At 69.8% G+C, this 19,344-nt stretch carries 17 protein-coding genes; 8 read left to right on the forward strand and 9 right to left on the reverse strand.

Going from position 1 to position 19,344, the window contains the following annotated elements:
• Both NE235_RS30440 and NE235_RS30445 read right to left on the reverse strand, forming a co-directional pair.
• Nucleotides 1-575 (reverse strand): RICIN domain-containing protein (locus NE235_RS30440; RefSeq protein ID WP_252808994.1); only part of this gene is annotated, 575 nt, incomplete at its 3' end.
• Nucleotides 576-1,035: 460 nt separating this feature from the next.
• Nucleotides 1,036-1,431, reverse strand: a complete 396-nt coding sequence (locus NE235_RS30445; RefSeq protein ID WP_343887037.1) for an MmcQ/YjbR family DNA-binding protein — start codon at nt 1,429-1,431, stop codon at nt 1,036-1,038.
• Nucleotides 1,432-1,583: 152 nt separating this feature from the next.
• Here NE235_RS30445 and NE235_RS30450 point away from each other — a divergent pair, with 152 nt between their 5' ends.
• A complete protein-coding gene (locus NE235_RS30450; RefSeq protein WP_252808998.1) occupies nt 1,584-2,204 on the forward strand; it encodes a cysteine hydrolase in 621 nt (206 codons plus the stop codon).
• A gap of 99 nt (nt 2,205-2,303) precedes the next feature.
• Here the strand turns inward: NE235_RS30450 and NE235_RS30455 are convergent, their stop codons facing one another.
• From NE235_RS30455 to NE235_RS30475, 5 genes are all read right to left on the reverse strand, one after another.
• Nucleotides 2,304-2,819 (reverse strand): SRPBCC domain-containing protein, encoded by a 516-nt coding sequence (locus NE235_RS30455; protein WP_252809000.1) that lies wholly within the window; start codon nt 2,817-2,819, stop codon nt 2,304-2,306.
• Between the two features lie 132 nt (nt 2,820-2,951).
• Complete coding sequence (locus tag NE235_RS30460) at nt 2,952-3,863, reverse strand: PaaX family transcriptional regulator (protein ID WP_252809003.1); 912 nt, start codon at nt 3,861-3,863, stop codon at nt 2,952-2,954.
• Between the two features lie 68 nt (nt 3,864-3,931).
• Nucleotides 3,932-5,188: a CaiB/BaiF CoA transferase family protein gene (locus NE235_RS30465; RefSeq protein ID WP_252809005.1), complete on the reverse strand. Its 1,257-nt coding sequence runs from the start codon at nt 5,186-5,188 to the stop codon at nt 3,932-3,934.
• 48 nt (nt 5,189-5,236) lie between these two features.
• Entirely contained in the window at nt 5,237-6,538 is a 1,302-nt protein-coding gene (locus NE235_RS30470) for a 2-hydroxyacyl-CoA dehydratase subunit D (RefSeq protein ID WP_252809007.1), read from the reverse strand.
• Nucleotides 6,535-7,683 carry a 2-hydroxyacyl-CoA dehydratase family protein gene (locus NE235_RS30475; protein WP_252809009.1) on the reverse strand — a complete coding sequence of 383 codons (1,149 nt, stop codon included), beginning with the start codon at nt 7,681-7,683 and terminating at the stop codon, nt 6,535-6,537. Before NE235_RS30475 ends, NE235_RS30470 begins: the two co-directional genes overlap by 4 nt.
• 394 nt (nt 7,684-8,077) lie before the next feature.
• Here NE235_RS30475 and NE235_RS30480 point away from each other — a divergent pair, with 394 nt between their 5' ends.
• Genes NE235_RS30480 through NE235_RS30510 form a run of 7 tightly spaced genes read left to right on the forward strand, consistent with a single transcriptional unit; the run spans nt 8,078 to nt 16,997 of the window.
• Entirely contained in the window at nt 8,078-9,619 is a 1,542-nt protein-coding gene (locus NE235_RS30480; protein ID WP_252809011.1) for an ABC transporter substrate-binding protein, read from the forward strand.
• Between the two features lie 40 nt (nt 9,620-9,659).
• Nucleotides 9,660-10,601 carry an ABC transporter permease gene (locus NE235_RS30485; protein ID WP_252809014.1) on the forward strand — a complete coding sequence of 314 codons (942 nt, stop codon included), beginning with the start codon at nt 9,660-9,662 and terminating at the stop codon, nt 10,599-10,601.
• Nucleotides 10,598-12,526 carry a dipeptide/oligopeptide/nickel ABC transporter permease/ATP-binding protein gene (locus NE235_RS30490; RefSeq protein WP_252809016.1) on the forward strand — a complete coding sequence of 643 codons (1,929 nt, stop codon included), beginning with the start codon at nt 10,598-10,600 and terminating at the stop codon, nt 12,524-12,526. The genes NE235_RS30485 and NE235_RS30490 overlap by 4 nt, the downstream gene beginning before the upstream one ends.
• Nucleotides 12,523-13,563, forward strand: a complete 1,041-nt coding sequence (locus NE235_RS30495) for an oligopeptide/dipeptide ABC transporter ATP-binding protein (protein WP_252809018.1) — start codon at nt 12,523-12,525, stop codon at nt 13,561-13,563. The genes NE235_RS30490 and NE235_RS30495 overlap by 4 nt, the downstream gene beginning before the upstream one ends.
• Nucleotides 13,560-15,002 carry an alpha/beta hydrolase domain-containing protein gene (locus NE235_RS30500; RefSeq protein WP_252809020.1) on the forward strand — a complete coding sequence of 481 codons (1,443 nt, stop codon included), beginning with the start codon at nt 13,560-13,562 and terminating at the stop codon, nt 15,000-15,002. The genes NE235_RS30495 and NE235_RS30500 overlap by 4 nt, the downstream gene beginning before the upstream one ends.
• 24 nt (nt 15,003-15,026) lie before the next feature.
• Entirely contained in the window at nt 15,027-15,848 is an 822-nt protein-coding gene (locus tag NE235_RS30505; RefSeq protein WP_252809022.1) for an alpha/beta fold hydrolase, read from the forward strand.
• Nucleotides 15,849-15,863: 15 nt separating this feature from the next.
• Nucleotides 15,864-16,997 (forward strand): CapA family protein, encoded by a 1,134-nt coding sequence (locus NE235_RS30510; RefSeq protein ID WP_252809160.1) that lies wholly within the window; start codon nt 15,864-15,866, stop codon nt 16,995-16,997.
• Between the two features lie 95 nt (nt 16,998-17,092).
• On the opposite strand, the gene NE235_RS30515 is transcribed toward NE235_RS30510, so the two are convergent.
• Entirely contained in the window at nt 17,093-17,743 is a 651-nt protein-coding gene (locus NE235_RS30515; RefSeq protein WP_252809162.1) for a response regulator transcription factor, read from the reverse strand.
• 41 nt (nt 17,744-17,784) lie between these two features.
• On the reverse strand, nt 17,785-19,305 hold the full coding sequence (locus NE235_RS30520) for a sensor histidine kinase (RefSeq protein WP_252809024.1): 1,521 nt from the start codon (nt 19,303-19,305) through the stop codon (nt 17,785-17,787).
• Nucleotides 19,306-19,344 lie beyond the last annotated feature (39 nt).

Here is a 19,344-nt window from a genome sequence, read left to right on the forward strand (position 1 = left end):
GTCGAGGTCCAGCGGTACGTCGAGGGAAGCGAGCACGTACCCCCGGTCGGGGTCGAGGTCGGGGTCGAGCCCGGCAGGCCGGTCCACTGCTGGTTGGAAGCGCCGTTGCACGTCCAGAGGTCCACCCCGGTGCCGTTGGCCGTACCGGCGCCCGTGACGTCCAGGCACAGTCCGGACTCCACGCCGACCACCGTGCCGTCGGAGTTGACGCGCCACTGCTGGTTGGTGCCACCGTTGCAGGTCCAGATCTGCACTCGCGTACCGGCGGCGGTCGCGTGGTTCGGCACATCCAGGCACTTGCCGCCGTACACGGTCAACTGGCCGCTGGAGGTCGAGGTCCACTGCTGGTTCGCGCCGCCCCAGCAGTCATAGATCTGCAGGGAGGTGCCGTCGTTCTGACTCTGGCCCACCACATCCAGGCACCGGCCGGAACCGACGCCGCGCAGGGCGCCGGTGACGTCGGCCCGAGCCGGGTCGGCCACGAGGCTGACCGCGAGGGCGACGGCGCACGCGGCCAGCATGGCCAGCGCCGCCATCAGCGCGCGGCGCTCCTTCCTGAGACGTGTTCTGTGCATGGGAACCTCTTCCCGGGACAACTGACGGTACGGGACGAATGAGGCGGGCAACGGGGTGTGCCGCCGACCGGAGGACGTCGTTGGGGTACGGGTGAAGGAGGGATGACCGGGGCCTGCCTCAGTTGTGTTACCGGTAACACTGGCCGTCACCCTGACGCCCGCACAGACGGATGTCAATCGGGCGGCGACCGGCCGAGCCGGGCCTGCCGCGACGCGCCACCGAGCGTGGGTGTATCCGCGAATGCCCGAGCGGCGGATGGAAACGGCGGTAATCGCCTGGTACCGCCGCCGGCATCCGAAGCCGGGACCGGGCGGGGGATCGCCGGTACGAAGGCGGCTCAGGAGGTCGTCAGGTCACCTTCGCGGGCCGCCCCGAGCTGAAAGTTTCAGCGGCCGCGGCATCCCGGCCGTTCCGGTCCGGCCGGGATGGGAAGGTGCGGCCCGAGGCGGCCGGCTCCGCTCAGCCTGGGCCCGGGCCGGGCGATTCGGCCGCGATGCCGAGTTCACCGACGAGCGTGTCCGGTGCACGCATGCGCCAGGCGTCGGTGACGAGTTCTTCCAGACGATCGAGATCCACTTTCTCCAGCCACAGCATGACCAGAGGCATCCCGTCGTAGGCGGGCGTGGTGAAGAAGCGTTCCGGCTCGCCGAGCAGCAACGCCTGCTTCTCCGCCTCGTCGCCGACGTACAGCACGGCGATGTCCGTCCGGATGACACGCGGCCTACCCGGTCTGCGCTCGGGGTAGGACCAGACGAAGCCCTTGCCGGCGACCCGGAAATCGAAGCCGTCACTGTCGATCTCGACCACGTGAGGGAGCGCGAGCGCCAACCTGCGGACGTCCTCGTCGTCAGCCATCGTGGTCGCCCCCGGGCACCGCCTTCTGCACAGGTGCAGGCTATCGGCCCGGCCACCGCCGACGGGGCCGGGTCGGTGCCGATGCGACGTGCGTGAGGTCGCATGCCAAGATGCGAAGGCACACGGCGGTGGATCGGGATGGGGGACGGCCGATGGCGATCGAGACTCGGCGAGCGGCGATACTGGCGCTGCACTGGCAGGTGAACGTCATCCGGCGCGACGGCTACTTCGGTGGGATGCTCGGCGAGCCGGTCGAACGTAGCGGTGTGATCGCCAGGGCGGTGCGCTTCCATGAGGACGCGACCCGAGCGGGGGTCCCGCTTTACTTCACGCGCTTCACCATCCCCGAGGACGAGGGTGGGCTGGTGCGGAACACCGCCTTCATGCGGGCCGTCGCGGACGCGCAGGAGAGCTTCCGTCCGGACGCGCCGGGCGCGCGGATCATCGACGAGATGCACCATCTCGTTGAGGCGGACAACGTGGTCGACAACCAGAAGCTGTCCGGTCTTGCGGGCAACGACCTGGCGGAGCGCCTGCGTGGCGACGGCGTCACCACGCTCTTCATCACCGGGGTGGCGACCAACCTGACCGTCGAGCAGACGGCCCGCCACGCCACGGACCTCGGGTTCCACGTGCATCCGGTGACCGACTGCGTGACGGCCGCGACCGAGGACGCGCACAAGGCCTCGCTGGCGAACCTGGATCTCACGACGGCGGGATGCCTATCGGCCGCCGAATGCCTGGCCGCGCTGACGGGAGAGCGCCGCCCGTGACGGCGAGCGACAAGACGCTCGTACGTTCGGCCGAACGCTCGGAAGCGGCCTCCGAGTTCTGCCGGGTGGGAACCTGCGGGATCAGCGCAGCGGAGAGGGTCACGCCGGCGGCTGGAGTGCCGCTGCCAGGCCGTTGAGGCGAAGCGCTGTTCCGCCGCGCAGGTGCGGGAGGTCGGCGGAGCCGTCGCCGGTCCGGGTGAGGAAGGTGACCTGTTCGGTCCAGGTCAGTCGGGTGGATCCGGCCTCGTCGGCGAGCAGGACCGTTACGAGTGAGGTCCAGCGCCGTACGTCGTTGACGGTGGATTCGTAGGCGAAGACGATGCGCTGGTCCGGCACGATGTCGATGTAGCGCGATCGGTAGTCGAGGTGTTCCGGCGGCGCGTCCATGACGGTGAAGGTGCTCTGGGCGGTCTCGCCACCGCCGACACCGAACTCGTGCTGGTAGGTGGCGCCCGCTCCGGGGAGCTTGAACCAGCGGCGTCGGATCGCGGTGTCGGCGAAGGCGGCGAAGACCGCGGCCGGGGACGCGTCCAGGCGCCGGGAGACGGTGAAGGTGTCGTGGCGGACGTCGAGTGCGTCGGCCGGCCGTCCTGGTGCGGTGTCCTGGTCGTTCATCCCAGCTCCGTTTCGAAGGCGGCGGTAGGAGGCTTGATGGTCATCACCGGCAGTGAACGCGGGCCGGCCGGTGATATTCCCCTCGATCAATCAGTCCCTGAAAAGAAACCACACCAAGATACGATCGACCGTTCAGGCTGTGGCGTTCAGGCCGAGCGCTTCGCCGGCGGTCTCCATCTGATGCGGCACGCGGCGCCGTTCGAGAGCTTGGCGGCCGAGCTCGAGAAGATCGTCGGTCGTGTTGTACTTGATCAGTTCGGCGAGGTCGGGGGAGTACCGTTCGACGATCTGCCGCACCCGGATCGCGGCGAGGGAACCAAGCATGTCGTAGACCTCGACGAACAGTTCGTACGCTTCGCGGCGCGGCCACCTGCTGGGCAGGAGGTTCGACGGCAGGTCCGGGTCGATCCCCGGGAAGCTCCGCCAACTGTCCATGATGTGCGTGCGGGACAGCAGGGCCTGGCTCGCGCCGACGTGACCGTTGCGGACCTGTGTGCGGAGCGGTTCGTAGGCGGTGACGAACTCGGTGTAGCGTGCCGCGATCTCGTCCAGGTCCCAGGCATCGATCGGCCGCCGTGCCGACGGCGTGTGCTCGACCGCACGGAAGATGGTGACCTCTCCCAGACCCAGCTCGTCGAACTCCTGGCGGGCTTGCTCCGCGACCGGCCTGGCCGAGACCCAGGTACCGTCGTAGAGCGGCGCGAACCCCAGCCAGCGCAGCCGCGAGTAGATCGAGTAGCGCTGTTCGCGCTCGCGCTCGGACAGGGTGAACATCGCAACGGTCCACTGCCCGTCCCAGGATTCGTTCTCCTGGCCGAACGAAACGAACCGGTAGCCGCCCGCCATGAGCATGTCCGAGGCCCCGGGCGCCAAGCCGTAGTAGGAGTTGCGGCCCACTTTCGAAGGGACCACGACTCCTCGCCGGGCCAGGCGGCCCAGCGCGGCGCGGGCCGCTGTGGGGCCGATGTCGAATTCACCGAGCAGGGCGACGAGCGCGGCGGAAGGCAGGTGCTCGGTGCGCCCTAGCCAGTAGTCACCGAGCAACGTGGTCAGCAGGTGCTGCGATGACGAGCCCGCTTGTGATCTCGGCAGGTCCAGGGACGGCGTCGGACTCATCCGATCACTCCCCGGCTGGCGAGCTCGTCGATCCGGCCCTCGGAATATCCGAGGAGATCGCGGTACACCCGTTTGTTGTCCTCGCCGAGGGCCGGCACCGACGAACGGTAACCGGTCCGGGAACGCGACAAATGCACTGGCAGGCCGCTGCCGATCAGTCCCTCGGTCGTCCCGTAGGCCGGGTGTCGTAGTGGCATCGTGTCCCCCCGGGACAGCAACAGCTCATCGCCCACCGCTTCAGCCGGCCGGCGCACCGGCGCACACGGCACGCCGCGTGCCTCTAGAGCCGCAACGACGTCTTCCGTAGTGCGCTTTGTCGTCCATTCCTCGATGAGCTCGTGCAGTTCGTCGGCATGCTCCACCCGGCCGTCTCGGCTGGCGAACCGCTCGTCGTCGCACCACTCGGGCCGCCCGAGTGCGGCAAGGACGCCTTGGGCGAACTTCGTCTCCGGGGCGCAGATCGCGACCCATCCGTCATTGGTGCGGAAGACCCCGAACGGCGCGAGCCGCGGCATGAAGCGACCGGTGCGACCGGACCGGCCGAGCGGCTCGAGCAGATGGGACTGTTCGCCGGCCACCAACGCCGTGAGGGAACCGAGCATGGACACATCCACATGCTGCCCGATTCCGGTGGCCTCCGCTTGGCGCAGCGCACCGAGAATGCCGATCACGGCGAACAGCGGCGCGGACAGGTCCCCGATCGGGATGCCGACACGCACCGGTGGATCGCCGTCCTCGCCGGAGGTCATCATCGTGCCGGAGAGCGCCTGGATGATCGCGTCCATGGCCTTGCCCGCGCCCGGGACGCCTTGTGCCCCGAATCCGGAGATCGAGCAGTAGACGATGCGCGGATTGGCGGCCTGTGCCGCCGCATAACCGACACCGAGCCGATCGGCCGTGCCGCGGCTGTAGTTCTCCACCACGATGTCCGCATGGCGGACGAGGTCGGCGAAGACCTCGGCGGCCGCCGGATCTTTGAGGTTGAGCGTCACGCTCTCCTTGCCGCGGGTCCGTTCGAGCACGCCGAGCGACATGTCGTCGTCGTGCTGCCGCCGCATCGACAGCCCATCGCGGCCGAAGTAGGGCGCGTTGTTACGCACCCGGTCGCCCCCGTCCGGGTTCTCCACCTTGATGACGCGGGCGCCGAGACCACTGAGGAGGAGAGTCGCGTACGGGCCGGCCAGCGCGATGGTCAGGTCGACGACGGTGACGCCCTCCAGCGGGCGGGGGATCTCGGCAGTGGACTCAGTCATGGAAGGTTCCTTGGTGGCTCGAAGGTGGGGTCGCGTCCTGCCGGGTACTCATCGGCGGCGCTCCTCGCGGGCTCGCCGCCGCGCGGCCACGGGTGCGACCCGCTTCTCGATGAACTCGGCGACCTGTGCCTGCACGGCCTCCTGGTCCCAGCTGCGCGCATCGCCGCTGTCGCCGACGATCTGCAGGACCGGCACACCGGCCGCCTCGATGGCGCGGTTGACGAAGTAGTTGCCTCTCCGGTCCGTGGTCGCCATGTGCACGGCGCCGTCGATGCGGTTGTGCACGGCTTCCTTGGCGTACCATTCGCTGGCCCAGGGCGGTGCGTTGATCATGTCGGGAAACGCGGCGAAGCGGCCGGCGAGAGTGCGCAAGGGGTCCTCGCCGTGGCGGATGTATCCGTCGGCCGCCAGGCCCAGATACATCGACCAGACGAACATCGCCCCATACGTTTCCTGGAACCAGCTGTAGAAGCCCATGTCGAACCACAGACCCGTACCGACCCACATCAGGCGGATCTGCTCGTCGGGGCACGGTGACTCGCCGTTGTCGGCGCGTTCGCGCACTTCTTCGTAGAAGGTGCGTGCCGCATCGCGGGCCCATTCGGTTCCCCGATGCCATTGGGGGATCATGACGCTGGGAATGCTGTCGGCGATGGTGATCGGGGCGGGGCTCGTGCGGGCGATCAGGTCACGAGTCGCCCGGTTGTAGAGCTGTTGCTCGTTGACCAGCTCCATCACCGTACGGAAGCGTTCCTCGTCGAAGGTCCGGCCGGTGGCGACTTCGAGGTGGCGGATGACGCCGGTCAGTTCCGCGGTCATCAGGTCTATCCGCGGCTTGCCGACCAGCGCTTCCCAATCGTCCTCGATGCGGTCCCACCAGTGCGGGTCCACCTCGCGCGGAACAGTCCGTTCGAAGCCGAGGAAGGTGGCGCCTCGTTCGCGCTGCCAGGCCTCGAACACCTTCCGCAGCGCGTCCCCCGTCATTTCGGCGAGGACGAAGCTGATCGGGGGAAGCCCGCCCCACGGGGGATCGTCGTCGAACGTGGACGCCAGCGCCAGGCTGTTGTACTGCTCCTGGTCCGCCGGATAGCCGCGCTCGGCGAGGAGCCGGAGGTAAGGGCCGGACCGCTGTTTCGCCGCGCACACCGACGCCCACCACTGGTTGACCACATAGGGGATGTCCAGTGCCCGCAGGATCTCCTGCGGCGCGTCGGCGTTGACGAGCGCGACCGGATCACCGGCGGCGGCGCGTTCCTTCAGGCGGGCGAACCACTGCCGCTGGTAGGTGGTGGCCGCCTTGGCCGAGGGCAGGCTGGCGCCGGTGCGACGGCCTCGGGTGAATTCGCTCATCGGGACATCTCCGCGGTCCGCTCGTGCAGTGCGCTCATCAGCAGGTCGGCGGCGTCGTCGTGCCTCGCCGCGCCGTACGGTTGTGCTGGAACGGCCACCAGCGGAATGCCCACGCGCTCGAGGGACTCGCGTTGCACCGGCACATCCCACGCCGGCGCGTCGTCGTACTGCCGAGTCCAGGCGACGACCAGGTCCGCGCCGCAGGCGGCGGCCATCCGTGCCGTCTGCTCGGCGCGTAGTGCCGCGGCATGCCCGGCGGATGCGGGCGCGGCCAGCGCGCGGGATCGCACGAGCGCGCTGCGGAGGTGCTGCGAGGGCCCGATGTCCCGTTCGCCGGCGAGGGCGCCCCAGTCGTGGTCCTCACCGACGATGACCGCGCCGAGCGATTCGATCAACTGGTAGGCCGACGGGTTGTCGTGGCCACAGCCGGTGAGGAACACCCGGATCCCCGGCCGGCGCGGCAGGTCGCCGGCGTCGGCCAGCAGTTGCTCGGCCAGCGCGCACCATACCCGTGGTGAGCTGACGAAGGCCGCGCCGATCACCGCGAGCGCCTGGACCCCGGTCAGCCGTGGTCCGTCCGGCGCGGTGCGGAGTTCGCTTCCCACCGCACGGATCAGCGCGCGGACCCGGTCGTGCTCGGCCGCGGCCTCCCGCAGGTCCGCGTCGGTGATCGGCCGGTGCGCCCACTCGCTCATCTCGGCGATGAAGGCGTCCAGCCGACTCCGGTTGTAGACGGCCGACGTGCGTTGCGGCAGGTGCAGCAGGTCGAAGTAGGAGAGTCGCGGTATGCCCGGGCGTCGTTCCAGGCGCTGGATCTCGCGCAGGTACAAGAACAATCGCACGGTGCCCTCGCAGTCGGCGGACAGCGCCAGGCCGGCCGAGGCGGCCGCGTCCCCGTCCAGCAACCGCGCGAGCTGGGAGACGGCGGCCCCGTCGATGCCCGGGCCGCAGTAGCGCGCGGCCGACTCGTACGCGCCGGACCGGCCGGGAAAGCGGAACGGGGCGAATCCGGCTGCGGAGAGCACCTCCGTGGGAACGTCCGCGCCCACGTACGCCACCGTCGGCCGGTCGTCCAGGGCGGCGGGCACCGGACCGGTACGTGTCTCGTACAGCGCCGCGAGTTGGCCGAGCGCATCCAAGTTCACTCACCCCATTCCGTTATCGCGAGCCCACCAGCGGACCGGATAACACGACACAAGCTCGCAACCAATGGCAACGAGCTACATCCTTTTGGCCACGGGAAGCCTTCTAGCCGCACCGTTTATCCATCTGCCCAGCCACCTGCAAACAGTACGCGGGGCAGAACGTGCGACACAAGCGTTGACGCCTGGCAGATCCAGTCCATATGATCCAGCCCACACTCGCGCAACGGCGATCCGATGGCCCCAGGCTCAACGGCGCCACCACAACGGCCGTCGTTGCCCGATCACGGTCGGCACTGCCGCGCAGGCGTGAGGCGGTCAGCCGCTCCCCGGAGATGAGGAGGAAACAATGCGCAGACCTTCACGTAGCGGACGGCGCTCACCGATGAGGGTGGGAGTGATCAGCGCTGTCGCGATGACCCTGCCGCTGCTCGGCGCGGCGGCGTGTTCGTCGTCCAGCGGTGGGTCTTCGGGTGGTGCCTCGTCATCGAAGCTCACGTTGCAGTTCGCGGGGCCGCCGATCAGCCTCAACCCGGCGCTGGGCGGCAACGGGCTCTCGACGGCGTTCACCGCGCTGGCCTACGACTCGCTGATCCATCTCAGTGGCGATGGCAAGCTCGTGCCGGACCTGGCCACCTCCTGGAACTACGTCGGCCAGGACAACAAGGTCTTCGAGATGACCCTGCGCCATGGGGTCAAGTTCACTGACGGCAGCCCGCTGACGGCCGACGCGGTGGTCGCGTCGATGAACTACTTCCGCAAGGCCGGTGGCGGCCTGGTCGGCGACGCCGGCCCGGTCGACTCGATCTCCGCCGTCGGGCCGGACAAGGTCCGCGTCACGTACAAGGCCCCGAACCCCGACGCCGCCATGACCATGACGCAGTACCACGGGATCGGGATGATCATCGGGCCGAAGGGCCTGGCGAATCCGCAGTCTCTGCTGACGGCCAGCGACGGAACCGGCCAGTACGTCTACAACGGTAAGACGTCGGTCGCGAACAGTCGCTACAACTACGAAAAGAACCCGAGCTATTTCAACCCCTCCGCCCAGATGTTCAGCGGGGTCGCCATCCGCGTCATCGGCGACGCGCAGGCCGTTCTGTCCGCCGCCCAGACCGGGCAGGTGCAGTTCGCCGGCGGCGCCGCCTCGACGGCCGATGCGGCGAAACAAGCCAAGCTGCAGGTGTTGTCCGCGCCGTTCTTCAACTGGACGCTGATCCTGGCCGACTCCGCCGGGAAGATCAGTAAGCCGCTGGGCGACGCTCGGGTCCGGCAGGCGATCGCCTACGCGCTCGACCGCAAGGGCCTGGCGAACGCCCTCGGCGGACAGTACGCCGCTCCCAGCACACAGGTGCTGCTACCCGGAACCGACGGGTACCTGCCGCAGGCCGGATACGAGTACGACCTGGCCAAGGCGAAGAGCCTGATGGCCGAGGCGGGTTACGCGGACGGTTTCTCGATGACCATCCTCACCGAATCCCTCCTCGATCGGAACACCACCTACTCGCAGGCCATCGTGCACGCGCTCGGGGCCATCGGCATCAAGGCCACGCTGCACGTGCAGTCGACCGGTATCGGGCAGTTCGCCGGTGACGCGATGAGCAAGAAGTACCCCGCGATCATCTTCCCCAGCGCGGGGACCGACATGTTCCAGGCGCACAACCAGATCGCCAACGGGTTGTTCAACCCATTCGGCAACAAGGACCGGCAACTGGAGTCGACGCTGGCGAAGGCATTCGCGTCCAACGGCGCCGACCGCACGCGCCTCTATCAGCAGGCCTCCCAGCGCTATCACGACCTCACCTGGTACGTCCCGGTGTTCTCCACCCAGAACCTGCTGTACGCCAGCCCGAAGCTGACCAACGTCAAGACCTCGGTGCTGAACCCCAACCCGATGCCGGTGGCTCCCACGGCCGATCTCGCCTGGAAGATCAAGTAGGCGACGGGGAATCGTCCACGCCGGAAGGAGGACGACGGACATGCTGAAGCTGCTGGCCCACCGGGTCGCCCTGTCGATTCCGTTGGTGTTGCTGGTATCGGTGGTGGTGTTCGCCCTCGAATCGCTCGTGCCGGGCGACCCGGCGCGGACCATCCTGGGGGAGAACGCGACGCCGGAGGGCATCGCCGCCCTGCACCAGCAGATGGGTCTGGACCAGCCGTGGCTCGAGCGCTATTGGCACTGGCTCTCCGGGCTGTTCCACGGCGATCTCGGGGCCTCCCTGTTCACCGGAGACGCCGTCACCTCGGAGTTGAACTCCCGGCTCGGGGTCACGGTGTCGCTGGTGCTGTGCTGCGTGCTGGTCAGCGCCGTGGCCGGCACCGCCCTCGGGATGTTCAGCGCGATCCGCGGCGGGCCGGCGGCGCGCGTGGTCGACGTGCTGTCGCTGACCGGGCTCGCACTGCCGAACTTCTGGGTGGCGATCGTCCTGGTGGCGTTGTTCGCCGTGAAGATCCGCCTGTTCCCGGCGACCGGCTACGTCGCGCTCGCCGAGTCGCCGGGTCACTGGGTACGTTCACTGGTCCTGCCGGTGATCGCGCTCAGCCTGTTCGGAGTCACGGCGGTGGCCAAGCAGGCCCGCGACGCGACGCTGGAGGTGCAGGACACCGACTACATCCGGGTCCTGCGCGGCAACGGTGTCTCCGAGTCGCGGATCGTGCTCAAGCACATGCTGCGCAATGCCGCCATCCCCGTGGTCACGGTGCTGGGCGTGGTCGCCGTGTCCATGCTCAGCGGCACGGTGTTCGTTGAGGGCGTGTTCGTACTCCCCGGTCTGGGCAGCCTGGCCACGCAGGCGACCACGGACCACGATCTGCCGGTGATCCTCGGCATCGGCGTCTACTTCACCGTCATGGTCATCATCCTCAACCTGCTCGTCGACCTCGCGTACGGAATGCTGAACCCGAAAGTGAGGGCATCTTGACAACGCTGCCCGAGCCGGCGCCCCGCCCGGCGGCGGATGCGGCGAACACGGGCCTGGTGCGGTCGGTGCTGAGGTCGCCCAGGGGCGCGATCGTCGTCGCGTTCCTCGTCGTGCTCATCCTCGCCTGCGCGCTCGCGCCGCTCATCGCGCCGTACGACCCCCTGGCACAGCACTTGTCCGCGGTCCGGTCCGGGCCGTCGGGCCGCTACTGGCTGGGCACCGACAGCCTGGGACGCGATCTGCTCAGCCGGTTGCTGCACGGTGGTCGCAGCTCCCTGCTCGGCGTGCTGGAGGCGGTGGTCACGCTGTTGATCGTGGCGGTGCCGACGGGTCTGCTCGCCGGGTACCTCGGCGGCACCTTCGACCGGATCGCCATGCGCGTCGCCGAGGTGGTCATGTCGGTGCCGGTCATCATCATCCTGCTCGCGGTGCTGTCGATCTTCGAGCACAGCATGACCTCGGCCATGATCGCGTTCGGCGTGCTGGGCTCGTCCGGCCTGATGCGGGTGATCCGCGGGTCGGCGCTCGCCGCCCGCGAGGAGCTCTACGTGACCGCGGCGGAACTGATGGGCCTGTCCCGGCTGCAGGTCGTCGTGCGGCACGTGCTTCCCCGATGTCGCGGCGCGATCATCATCCAGGCATCGTTGTTCGCGGCCGTCACCCTCGGGGTGCAGACCGGTCTGACGTTCCTGTCCCTGGGACCTCCCCCGCCCGCGGCGACCTGGGGAGGGATGGTCGCCGACGCCGCGTCCGTGTTCAACCAGGACGCGTGGATGCTCGTGCCGCCCGGGGTGACCATCGCGCTCACGGTGCTGGCCTTCGGCCTGCTGGGCGACGTCGTCCGTGACGTCAGCGCGGAGAAGTACGCCGCCGCACCCGCCGCACGCCGCAAACGGCGATCCGGCACGCCCGACACGGCGGGCCGGCCCGAACCCGCCACGGACATGCTGCTCTCGGTGCGCGACCTGTCAGTGGCGACCGATGGCGGTCGTCCACTCAGGCTGCTCGACGCCGTCGGCTTCGACATCGCGGCGGGAGAGACCGTCGGCCTGGTCGGTGAGTCGGGTAGCGGCAAGACGATGACGGCGCGCGCGGTGATCGGGCTGCTCCCCGGCAACTGCCGGATCACCTCGGGACAGGTCGTCTTCGACGGCAGCCCCGTACAGGATCTGGACCAGCGCGCGTTCCGTAAGCTGCGCGGCCGCCGGATCGCCATGATCTCGCAGGAACCGATGGCCGCGCTCGACCCCTCCTTCCGCATCGGGTCGCTGGTCGCGGAGGTCGTCCGGGCAGTCGACGGGATCAAGGGCAAGGCGGTGCACGCCCGCGTGATCGAGCTGCTGCGCATGGTCGAGATCCCCGACCCCGAGGCCGTCGCCCGCCGATTCCCGCACCAGATCTCGGGTGGGATGGCCCAGCGGGTCGCGATCGCGATGGCGATCGCCGGCCGCCCCGAACTGCTCATCGCCGACGAGCCCACCACGGCTCTCGACGTGACCGTGCAGGCGGAGATCCTCGACCTGCTGCGCTCGCTGCAGCAGCAGAACAACATGGCGATCCTGCTGGTCACGCACGACTGGGGTGTCGTCGCCGACGTCTGCACGAAAGTCGTGGTCATGTACGCCGGCCAGGTGGTCGAGACCGCGCCGACCGGCGAGGTCTTCGACCGGCCGGCACATCCCTACACGCGGGCCCTGCTGCTGTCCAGCCCCGAGAACACCCACGTCGGCGAGCGGATCCAGGCCATCCCCGGTTCCGTTCCCACGCCACAGCGCTGGCCGGCCGGCTGCCGCTTCGCGAGCCGGTGCGACCTCGCGCAGCCGGGATGCACGGAAGGAGCGATCCCCGTCAAGGACATATCCGAAGGGCGGCTGTCCCGCTGCCTCAGGGTCGACACCCTGCTGGGCGGGGAGGCGCGCCGATGAAGACCGAGCCGCTGCTTCAGGTCGAGGGGCTGTGCGTCGACTATCCGGTCAGGCGGCGCCGGCGCTTCCGTGCCGTCGACTCCGTCGATCTGACCGTCGCCCCCGGCGAAACGCTGGGCGTGGTCGGTGAGTCGGGCTCCGGAAAGTCCACGATCGCCAAGGCGATCCTCGGGATCACCCCCGTCACGGCCGGCACCATACGCTTCGAGGGCCGCGAACTGGATCCGCGTCGCGTACGGCGGCGCAAGCCGATCACCGACATCCAGGTCGTCTTCCAGGATCCGGTCAGCTCACTGGACCCGACCAAAACGGTGGGTCATACCATCGCCGAGCCGCTCGTGGCCAAGCTACGGCGGGAGGGCGGCGAGACAGGAGACGTACGCCGGCAGGTGGCGGAGATGCTCGACCGGGTCGGACTGCCGGAGAACGCCGCCTCCCGCTATCCCGCACAGTTCTCCGGCGGTCAGCGGCAACGGATCGCGATCGCGCGGGCGTTCATCGTTCGTCCCCGGCTCGTCGTCTGCGACGAGGCCGTCAGCGCCCTGGACCTGTCCGTCCAGGCACAGATCCTCAACCTCCTCACCGATGTCCAGCGTGACCTGGGGGTGAGCTATCTGTTCATCTCCCACGACCTGAGCGTCGTCGAGCACGTCTCCGACCGCGTCCTGGTCCTCTACCGGGGACGCGTCATGGAGACCGGCAGCGCCGCATCCGTGGTCCAGTCGCCCCAGCACCCCTACACGCGGGCTCTGCTCGCCGCCGCCCCCGTACACGACCCGCTGCGGCAACGACAACGGCGTGAACTGCGTGCGAGCTACCGGATCGAGCCCAAGGCCGCGGCGCCCCTCGGGGACTCGTGCCCGTTCGCGCACCGCTGCCGGTTCGCCGTGGACCGGTGCCTCCAGGAACGACCGGTGCTGCAACCGACCGGTGCCGACGGCGCCGTCGCGTGCCACCGCCATGGCGAACTCCCGTCGGACGCCGAGGACGATGTTCCCCGCGAGCCGCGGTCAACGGCGACCGGAGGCTCGAAATGACAGTCCTCCGCGCCCGTCCGATCGAGACGTCCGCCGGCTCGTTGCCGCTCGGAGCCGCCCGGCTCCCCGGAACCGGCTTCGGCGTCGACCTCGCCTCCGCCGGGTACCGCGAAGACGAGTACCTGGTCACAGGCACCGCGACCGCGTGGACCTATGACGCCGGCCTGCGCGCGGTGCCGGCCGACACCGACGTCCCCTACACGACCCGGGTTCTCATCCGCCGACCCGCGGACCCGGCGCGGTTCAACGGCGTGGTGCAGGCCGAACCGCTGCATCCCGAGTACGACACGGCCAACACGTGGCGCGTGCTGCACCCGTGGATCATGCGCACCGGCGCGGCCTGGGTGGGCATCACCCAGGAACCGCGCATCGCCGAGTCCATGCGAACGGAGTTCGACCCGGTACGGTACGGCGAGCTCTCGATCCCTGCGCCAAGCCTGCGCTACGACATCGTCGCGGACATCGTCACCGCGCTGCGTACACGCGCCGCCGGGTTGTGGGACGAGGGACCGGACATCGCCCGCGCCTACCTCTCGGGCTGGTCGATGACCGGCAGCTTCTGCCGGGTGTTCCTCGGCGAGGGCTTTCACGAACGCCGGCGGCTGCCCGGCGGTGCGGCCGTCTTCGACGGTTACGTCGTCGGCATCTCCTCGGGCGGAGCGGCGGGCGCGGGCTACCCCGGTCTGTCGGACGACCCCGGCCTGCCCGGTATGGAGGACGGCCGGCGCACCATCGGCGGGCACGACGCGCCCGTGATCGAACTCCTCAGTGAGGTGGAGTCCGAGACCCATGGCCCGGTCCTGCGCCCGGACGGCGACGATCCGGCCGACCGGTACCGGCTCTATCAGGTGGCGGGTACCTCACACGACAGCACCGGCCCGGATCAGGTCAACACCAACCAGGAGCAGTACCGCCGCCGCGGATTGCCGGTCCCGAGCCGGCGGATCGTGGAGATTCGCAGTGACGCCCGGCTGGATTTCGTCGCCCGCGCCGTCTTCTCCCTTCTGGACCGATGGGTCGCCGAAGGCCAGGCGCCGCCGCACGCGGACCGGTTCGTGTTCGACGGGGAACGTCACGGGGACGCGGTGTCCCTCGCACGGGACGAAGACGGCAACGTCCTGGGAGGCATCCGCACCCCGTGGATCTCCACACCGGTCGCGCGATACCACCCGCACAGCACACCGGTGCCCGGGGCATGCCGGCCCTCACCGTGGATGCCGACGATCGAGCCGGCGGCGATGACCTGGCTGGCCGGGAACATGACGCCGTTCTCCGCCGAGTCGCTGAACGCCAGGTACCCGACCGCGGAGGACTACCTCGACCGCTACCGGGAGAGCTGCCTGGCCTTGCTCGCTCAAGGCTTCCTCCTCTGGCCGGAGGTGGAGCCGCTGCTGGTCGCGGCCGAGCAGCGCGCGCTGACCCTGTTCCCCGCCTGCTGAATCCGGGCTACTACGGAGGTTCTCATGCCCATCTTTGAAACGGACGACGTGCAGCTCTGGTACGACGAATACGGGAACGGTGACGAAGTCGTCCTGTCCAGTGCCTCCGGATTCGACGGCTACCCGGCCGTGCTCGCGAACGAGCCGACGGATTGCCACGTGTTCACCATCCAGGCGCGCGGGTTCGGCCGTTCCACCCATCTGCGGGCGGCGCCGGAGCAGGGATGGCTCGACCAATGGGCCGACGATGTGATCGCCTTCGCCGACCATCTGGGCGTGTCCCGGTTCATCTACACCGGTGTCTCGCACGGCGGCGGCATCGGCTGGCATCTGGCCCGGCGCCATCCGCAGCGGCTGAAAGCGCTCATCTCGGTGGTGGGCACCCCGCATGACCGCGATGGTGACACGTCCTCCTCGGTGGGCCGCCGCGCCGTCGTCGAGAACCGGGGGAACAGGGACGTCATCGAGAAGCAGTTCCGCATCCTCGGGGGCTCCACGGACACGCCGGAACGGGCCGCGCTCCGGGAGGAGACCATCGCCTCGCTGGTGCGGCACCACCTGGAGTACAGCGCAGAGGAGGCCCAGATCAACCAGGGCATGCCGTTTCCCGAGGCCAGGACCAACGAAGAACTCAGCGCGATCCTGCGGACCATCGACGTTCCCGTGCTCATTCTCGCCGGGATGCGCGATGGCGTCATCTCGCCCGAGTCGGCGCTACGGGCCGCCCGCAGCGTTCCGCGCTCGAAGGCCGTGCTGTTCGAGGACGAGGGGCATTTCGTCGCGCGTGAACGTCCAGAACGGCTCGCCGCCGAGGTCGCCGTGTACCTCGACGAGCTGAACTCCTGACCGGACGGGATCGTGATGGTGAACATCCTCGCCGTCGGGGACCTCATCCTCGACGAGCCGGACCCGGGCTCGTTCTTCGATCCGAGTCGTGCGCTGCTCCATACGGGCGATCTGGTGATCGGGCACGTGGAGGTGCCGCACTCCACGACGAGGACACAGACGAGTACCGACGTGCCGGCTCCGCCCGCCGACCCGGCGGCGCTCGGCGCGCTCGCCGATGCCGGTTTCGGCGCCGTGACCCTCGCCGGTAACCACATCTGCGACGCCGGGCCGCAAGGGCTGCGTGACACCGTCGATCATGCCCGGTCCGCCGGCCTCCGCACCTCGGGCGCCGGAGCGACCCTGGCCGAGGCACGGACCCCGGCGATCTGCGCAGCCGGCGGAAGGCTTGTTGCGATCCTGAGCTACAACTGCGTCGGGCCACGCGAGTCCTGGGCGACCTCGGCGAAGCCCGGCTGCGCCTACATCCACATCCTCACCCATTACGAGCTCGAAGGCGCCAACCCCGGCGGACCACCACGGGTCTACACCTTCGCGGAACCGGACCATCTGAATTGGCTGGCCACCGATATCGCGGCGGCCCGGGAGAACGCGGATATCGTCCTCGTCTCCTTCCATAAGGGAATCGTGCACACGCCGGGCGCCCTGGCGATGTACGAGGGGCCGCTGGCGCGCGCCGCGATCGACGCGGGCGCGGACGCCGTCATCGGCCAGCACGCCCACATCCTTCGCGGCATCGAGATGCATCGCGGTCGCCCGATCTTTCACGGACTCGGCAACTTCGTCACGGTGACGCGCGCGCTCACCCCGGCCGACGGCGACCATCCGGAACGTGAAGCCTGGGCGCGCAAGCGCAAGGAGCTTTTCGGCTTCACCCCCGACCCCGGCATGCCCTTCTATCCATTCCATCCGGAAAGCCGCAACGCGATGATCGCGTCGATGCGATTCGCCGAGGATGGCGCGATCACCGCCGGGTTCATTCCCTGCTGGATCGATGAGCGCGGCCGGCCGACCCCGCGACGCCGGCACGACGGCGGCCAGCAGATCGCCGATTACGTGGAGTCGATCACCCGCCGACTGCATCCGGCCACGCGCTTCTCCTGGCGCGACGACGACTTCGTCGAGGTGGAGGACAGCGCGGCGGCCTGACGGCCGGCAGAGTGACCTGGCCGCCCAGAGCGGCCACGGTCGCCGAACCGCCCACTCGTTCGTGCCGGTCGGATCGAGGGCTGCTCTGAAGCCGCTCAGTTACGCCGCTCAAGGTAGCGCAGGACCGCGAGGACGCGCCGGTGCTGGAACGCGGTTCGGGGCAGGCCCAGCTTGTCGAAGATCGTTGCGGTGTGCTTCTCCACCGCCCGGCGGGAGACGCCGAGCGCGTCCGCGATGGCCGCGTTGGTGCGGCCCTCGGCCATGGCCGACAGCACCTCGCGCTCCCGTCCCGTGAGCGCCGACAGCGATTCGGCCGAGCGGCGCGCTGCCAGGAGTTGGGCGACCACCTCCGGGTCGAGCGCCGTGCCGCCGTCCGCCACCCGGCGCAGCGCGTCGACGAACTCGTCGATGTCCACGACGCGTTCCTTGAGCAGATAGCCGAATCCGGCGAGGCCGCCCGCCACGAGCCGGTCGGCATATCGGGTCTCGACGTACTGCGAGAAGAGCAGTACGCCGAGGTCAGGATGGCGCTCGCGGAGTTTCAGCGCGGCGCGCAGGCCGTCGTCGCGGTGGGTCGGCGGCATCCGGATGTCGGCGACCACGGCGTCCGGGCGCTGTTCCTCGACGGCGGCGACCAGGGCCTCGGCGTCGCCGACCGCGGCGAGCACGTCCAGACCGCGGTCGCGCAGGAGCTGCACCAGGCCCTCGCGGACGACGGCCGCGTCCTCGGCGACGACGATCCGCAGCGGTGCGGTGGGTGGCATGCGGTCTTCCCCGGCTCCGAGACTCAACGCGCCTCCGTCAGGACGTCCGGCTCTGCGTCGTCCCTCCGGGGGAACGGCAGTTCGACGGTGATGGTGGTGGGGCCGCCGTCCGGACTGACGATCAGCAGCCGTCCGTCCACCGTACTGACCCGCTCGGCGAGGCCGGCGAGGCCGGTGCCGCCGGCATGCCGTGCCGCGCCCCGCCGGCGCAGGTGTGCGCCACCGTGTCCGTCGTCGCGGACGGTCAGCCGGAGTACCCGCCCGTCGGGCGCGGCGTCGACGTGCGCCCCGATCCGAACGGCGGTGGCTCCGGAGTGCCGGGCGGCGTTGGTGAGCAGCTCGGCCGCGCAGAAGTAGGCGATCGACGCGATCGCCTCCGGCGGCCGTACCGGCAGGTCGGTCTCTGCCGTGGCCGGGATCCCGGCCCGGGCGGCCAGGGTCTCCAGGGCCACGTCCAGACCGTCGTCGAGGGCCGGTGGGTGGATGCCGCGGATGAGCTCCCGCAGTTCGCCGATCGCGGTCCTGGACTCGGCCAGCGCGGTGTCCACCAGCTCACGCCCGGAGACGAGTCCGGGCTCCGTGCCGGGGAGCCGGGCCAGCCGCTCACGTGCCCGGGCGAGCGTCATCGCCACCGCGACCATCCGCGCCTGCGCGCCATCGTGCAGGTCGCGCTCGATCCGGCGGAGGGTGGCGGCGGCGTCCTGCACGGCGAGCGCGCGGGTGTCCTCCAGTACGTGGACGCGGGCGTCCAGCCGGCCGGGCCCGAGCAGTGCGTGCGCCATCGGCCGGACGGCCAGGTCGAGCAGCCCTCGGGTGCACCAGGTGGAGAGCACCATCGGCAGGAGACCGGCCAGACCGGTCAGCAGCGCGGCCGCCCAGTTGTCGAGGTGGACGCCGCCGAAGCCGAGCCCGAGACCGCGGTGGTCACCGTCCGACCGGACCAGCCACCACCAGATCGGATAGGTCAGTGTGACCAGCCCGTACAGGCGGATCGTCGCGAGCACCAGCACCAGGAGCGCCCCGACCGGCAGGAAGGCGATGGTGAAGGCGGCGGAGCGCCAGCCGTCGGCGTCGGTCAGCGCGGCGCGGGCGCGTCCGAGCAGCCCGCGAGGCGACCGGGACCTGCGGGGCGGCGGCTGGATCCTCTCGCCCAGCAGCCCGCGCAGCAGCACGCGGTGCATGGCCCCGGTGCCGCGCGCCGCGAACGGCACGCCGATCAGCAGCACCGGGCCGACCAGAATGACCGACGCGAACAGACCCGAGGCGAGTATCAGCAGCAGCGCGGCCCCGCAGACGAACCCGGGCAGCGGTGCCAACAGCTCATACGCGACCTCCCCCGGCGAGCCGAAGACCGCGCGGAGCAGGCCCCGCGTCAGCCGCCGCGGCCGTCGGCGCCGCCGCCCCGAGCGGTCCGGCGTCGCCGCCCCGCCGTCGGCCTCGAAGCCTCGCCCCCGGCCGGGACCGGGAGCCCCCTCCGCGAGGGTTCCGGAGGTGGGCTCGGCGGGCTGGGAGTGGTCAGGGAGTTGCCGGGGTGGGGAATTCATGGTCGTCTCTCTCGGCGTAGCACACCGCTTCGAAGCGGT

It is taken from the genome of Actinoallomurus spadix (assembly GCF_024055725.1).
Taxonomy (GTDB): domain Bacteria; phylum Actinomycetota; class Actinomycetes; order Streptosporangiales; family Streptosporangiaceae; genus Actinoallomurus; species Actinoallomurus spadix.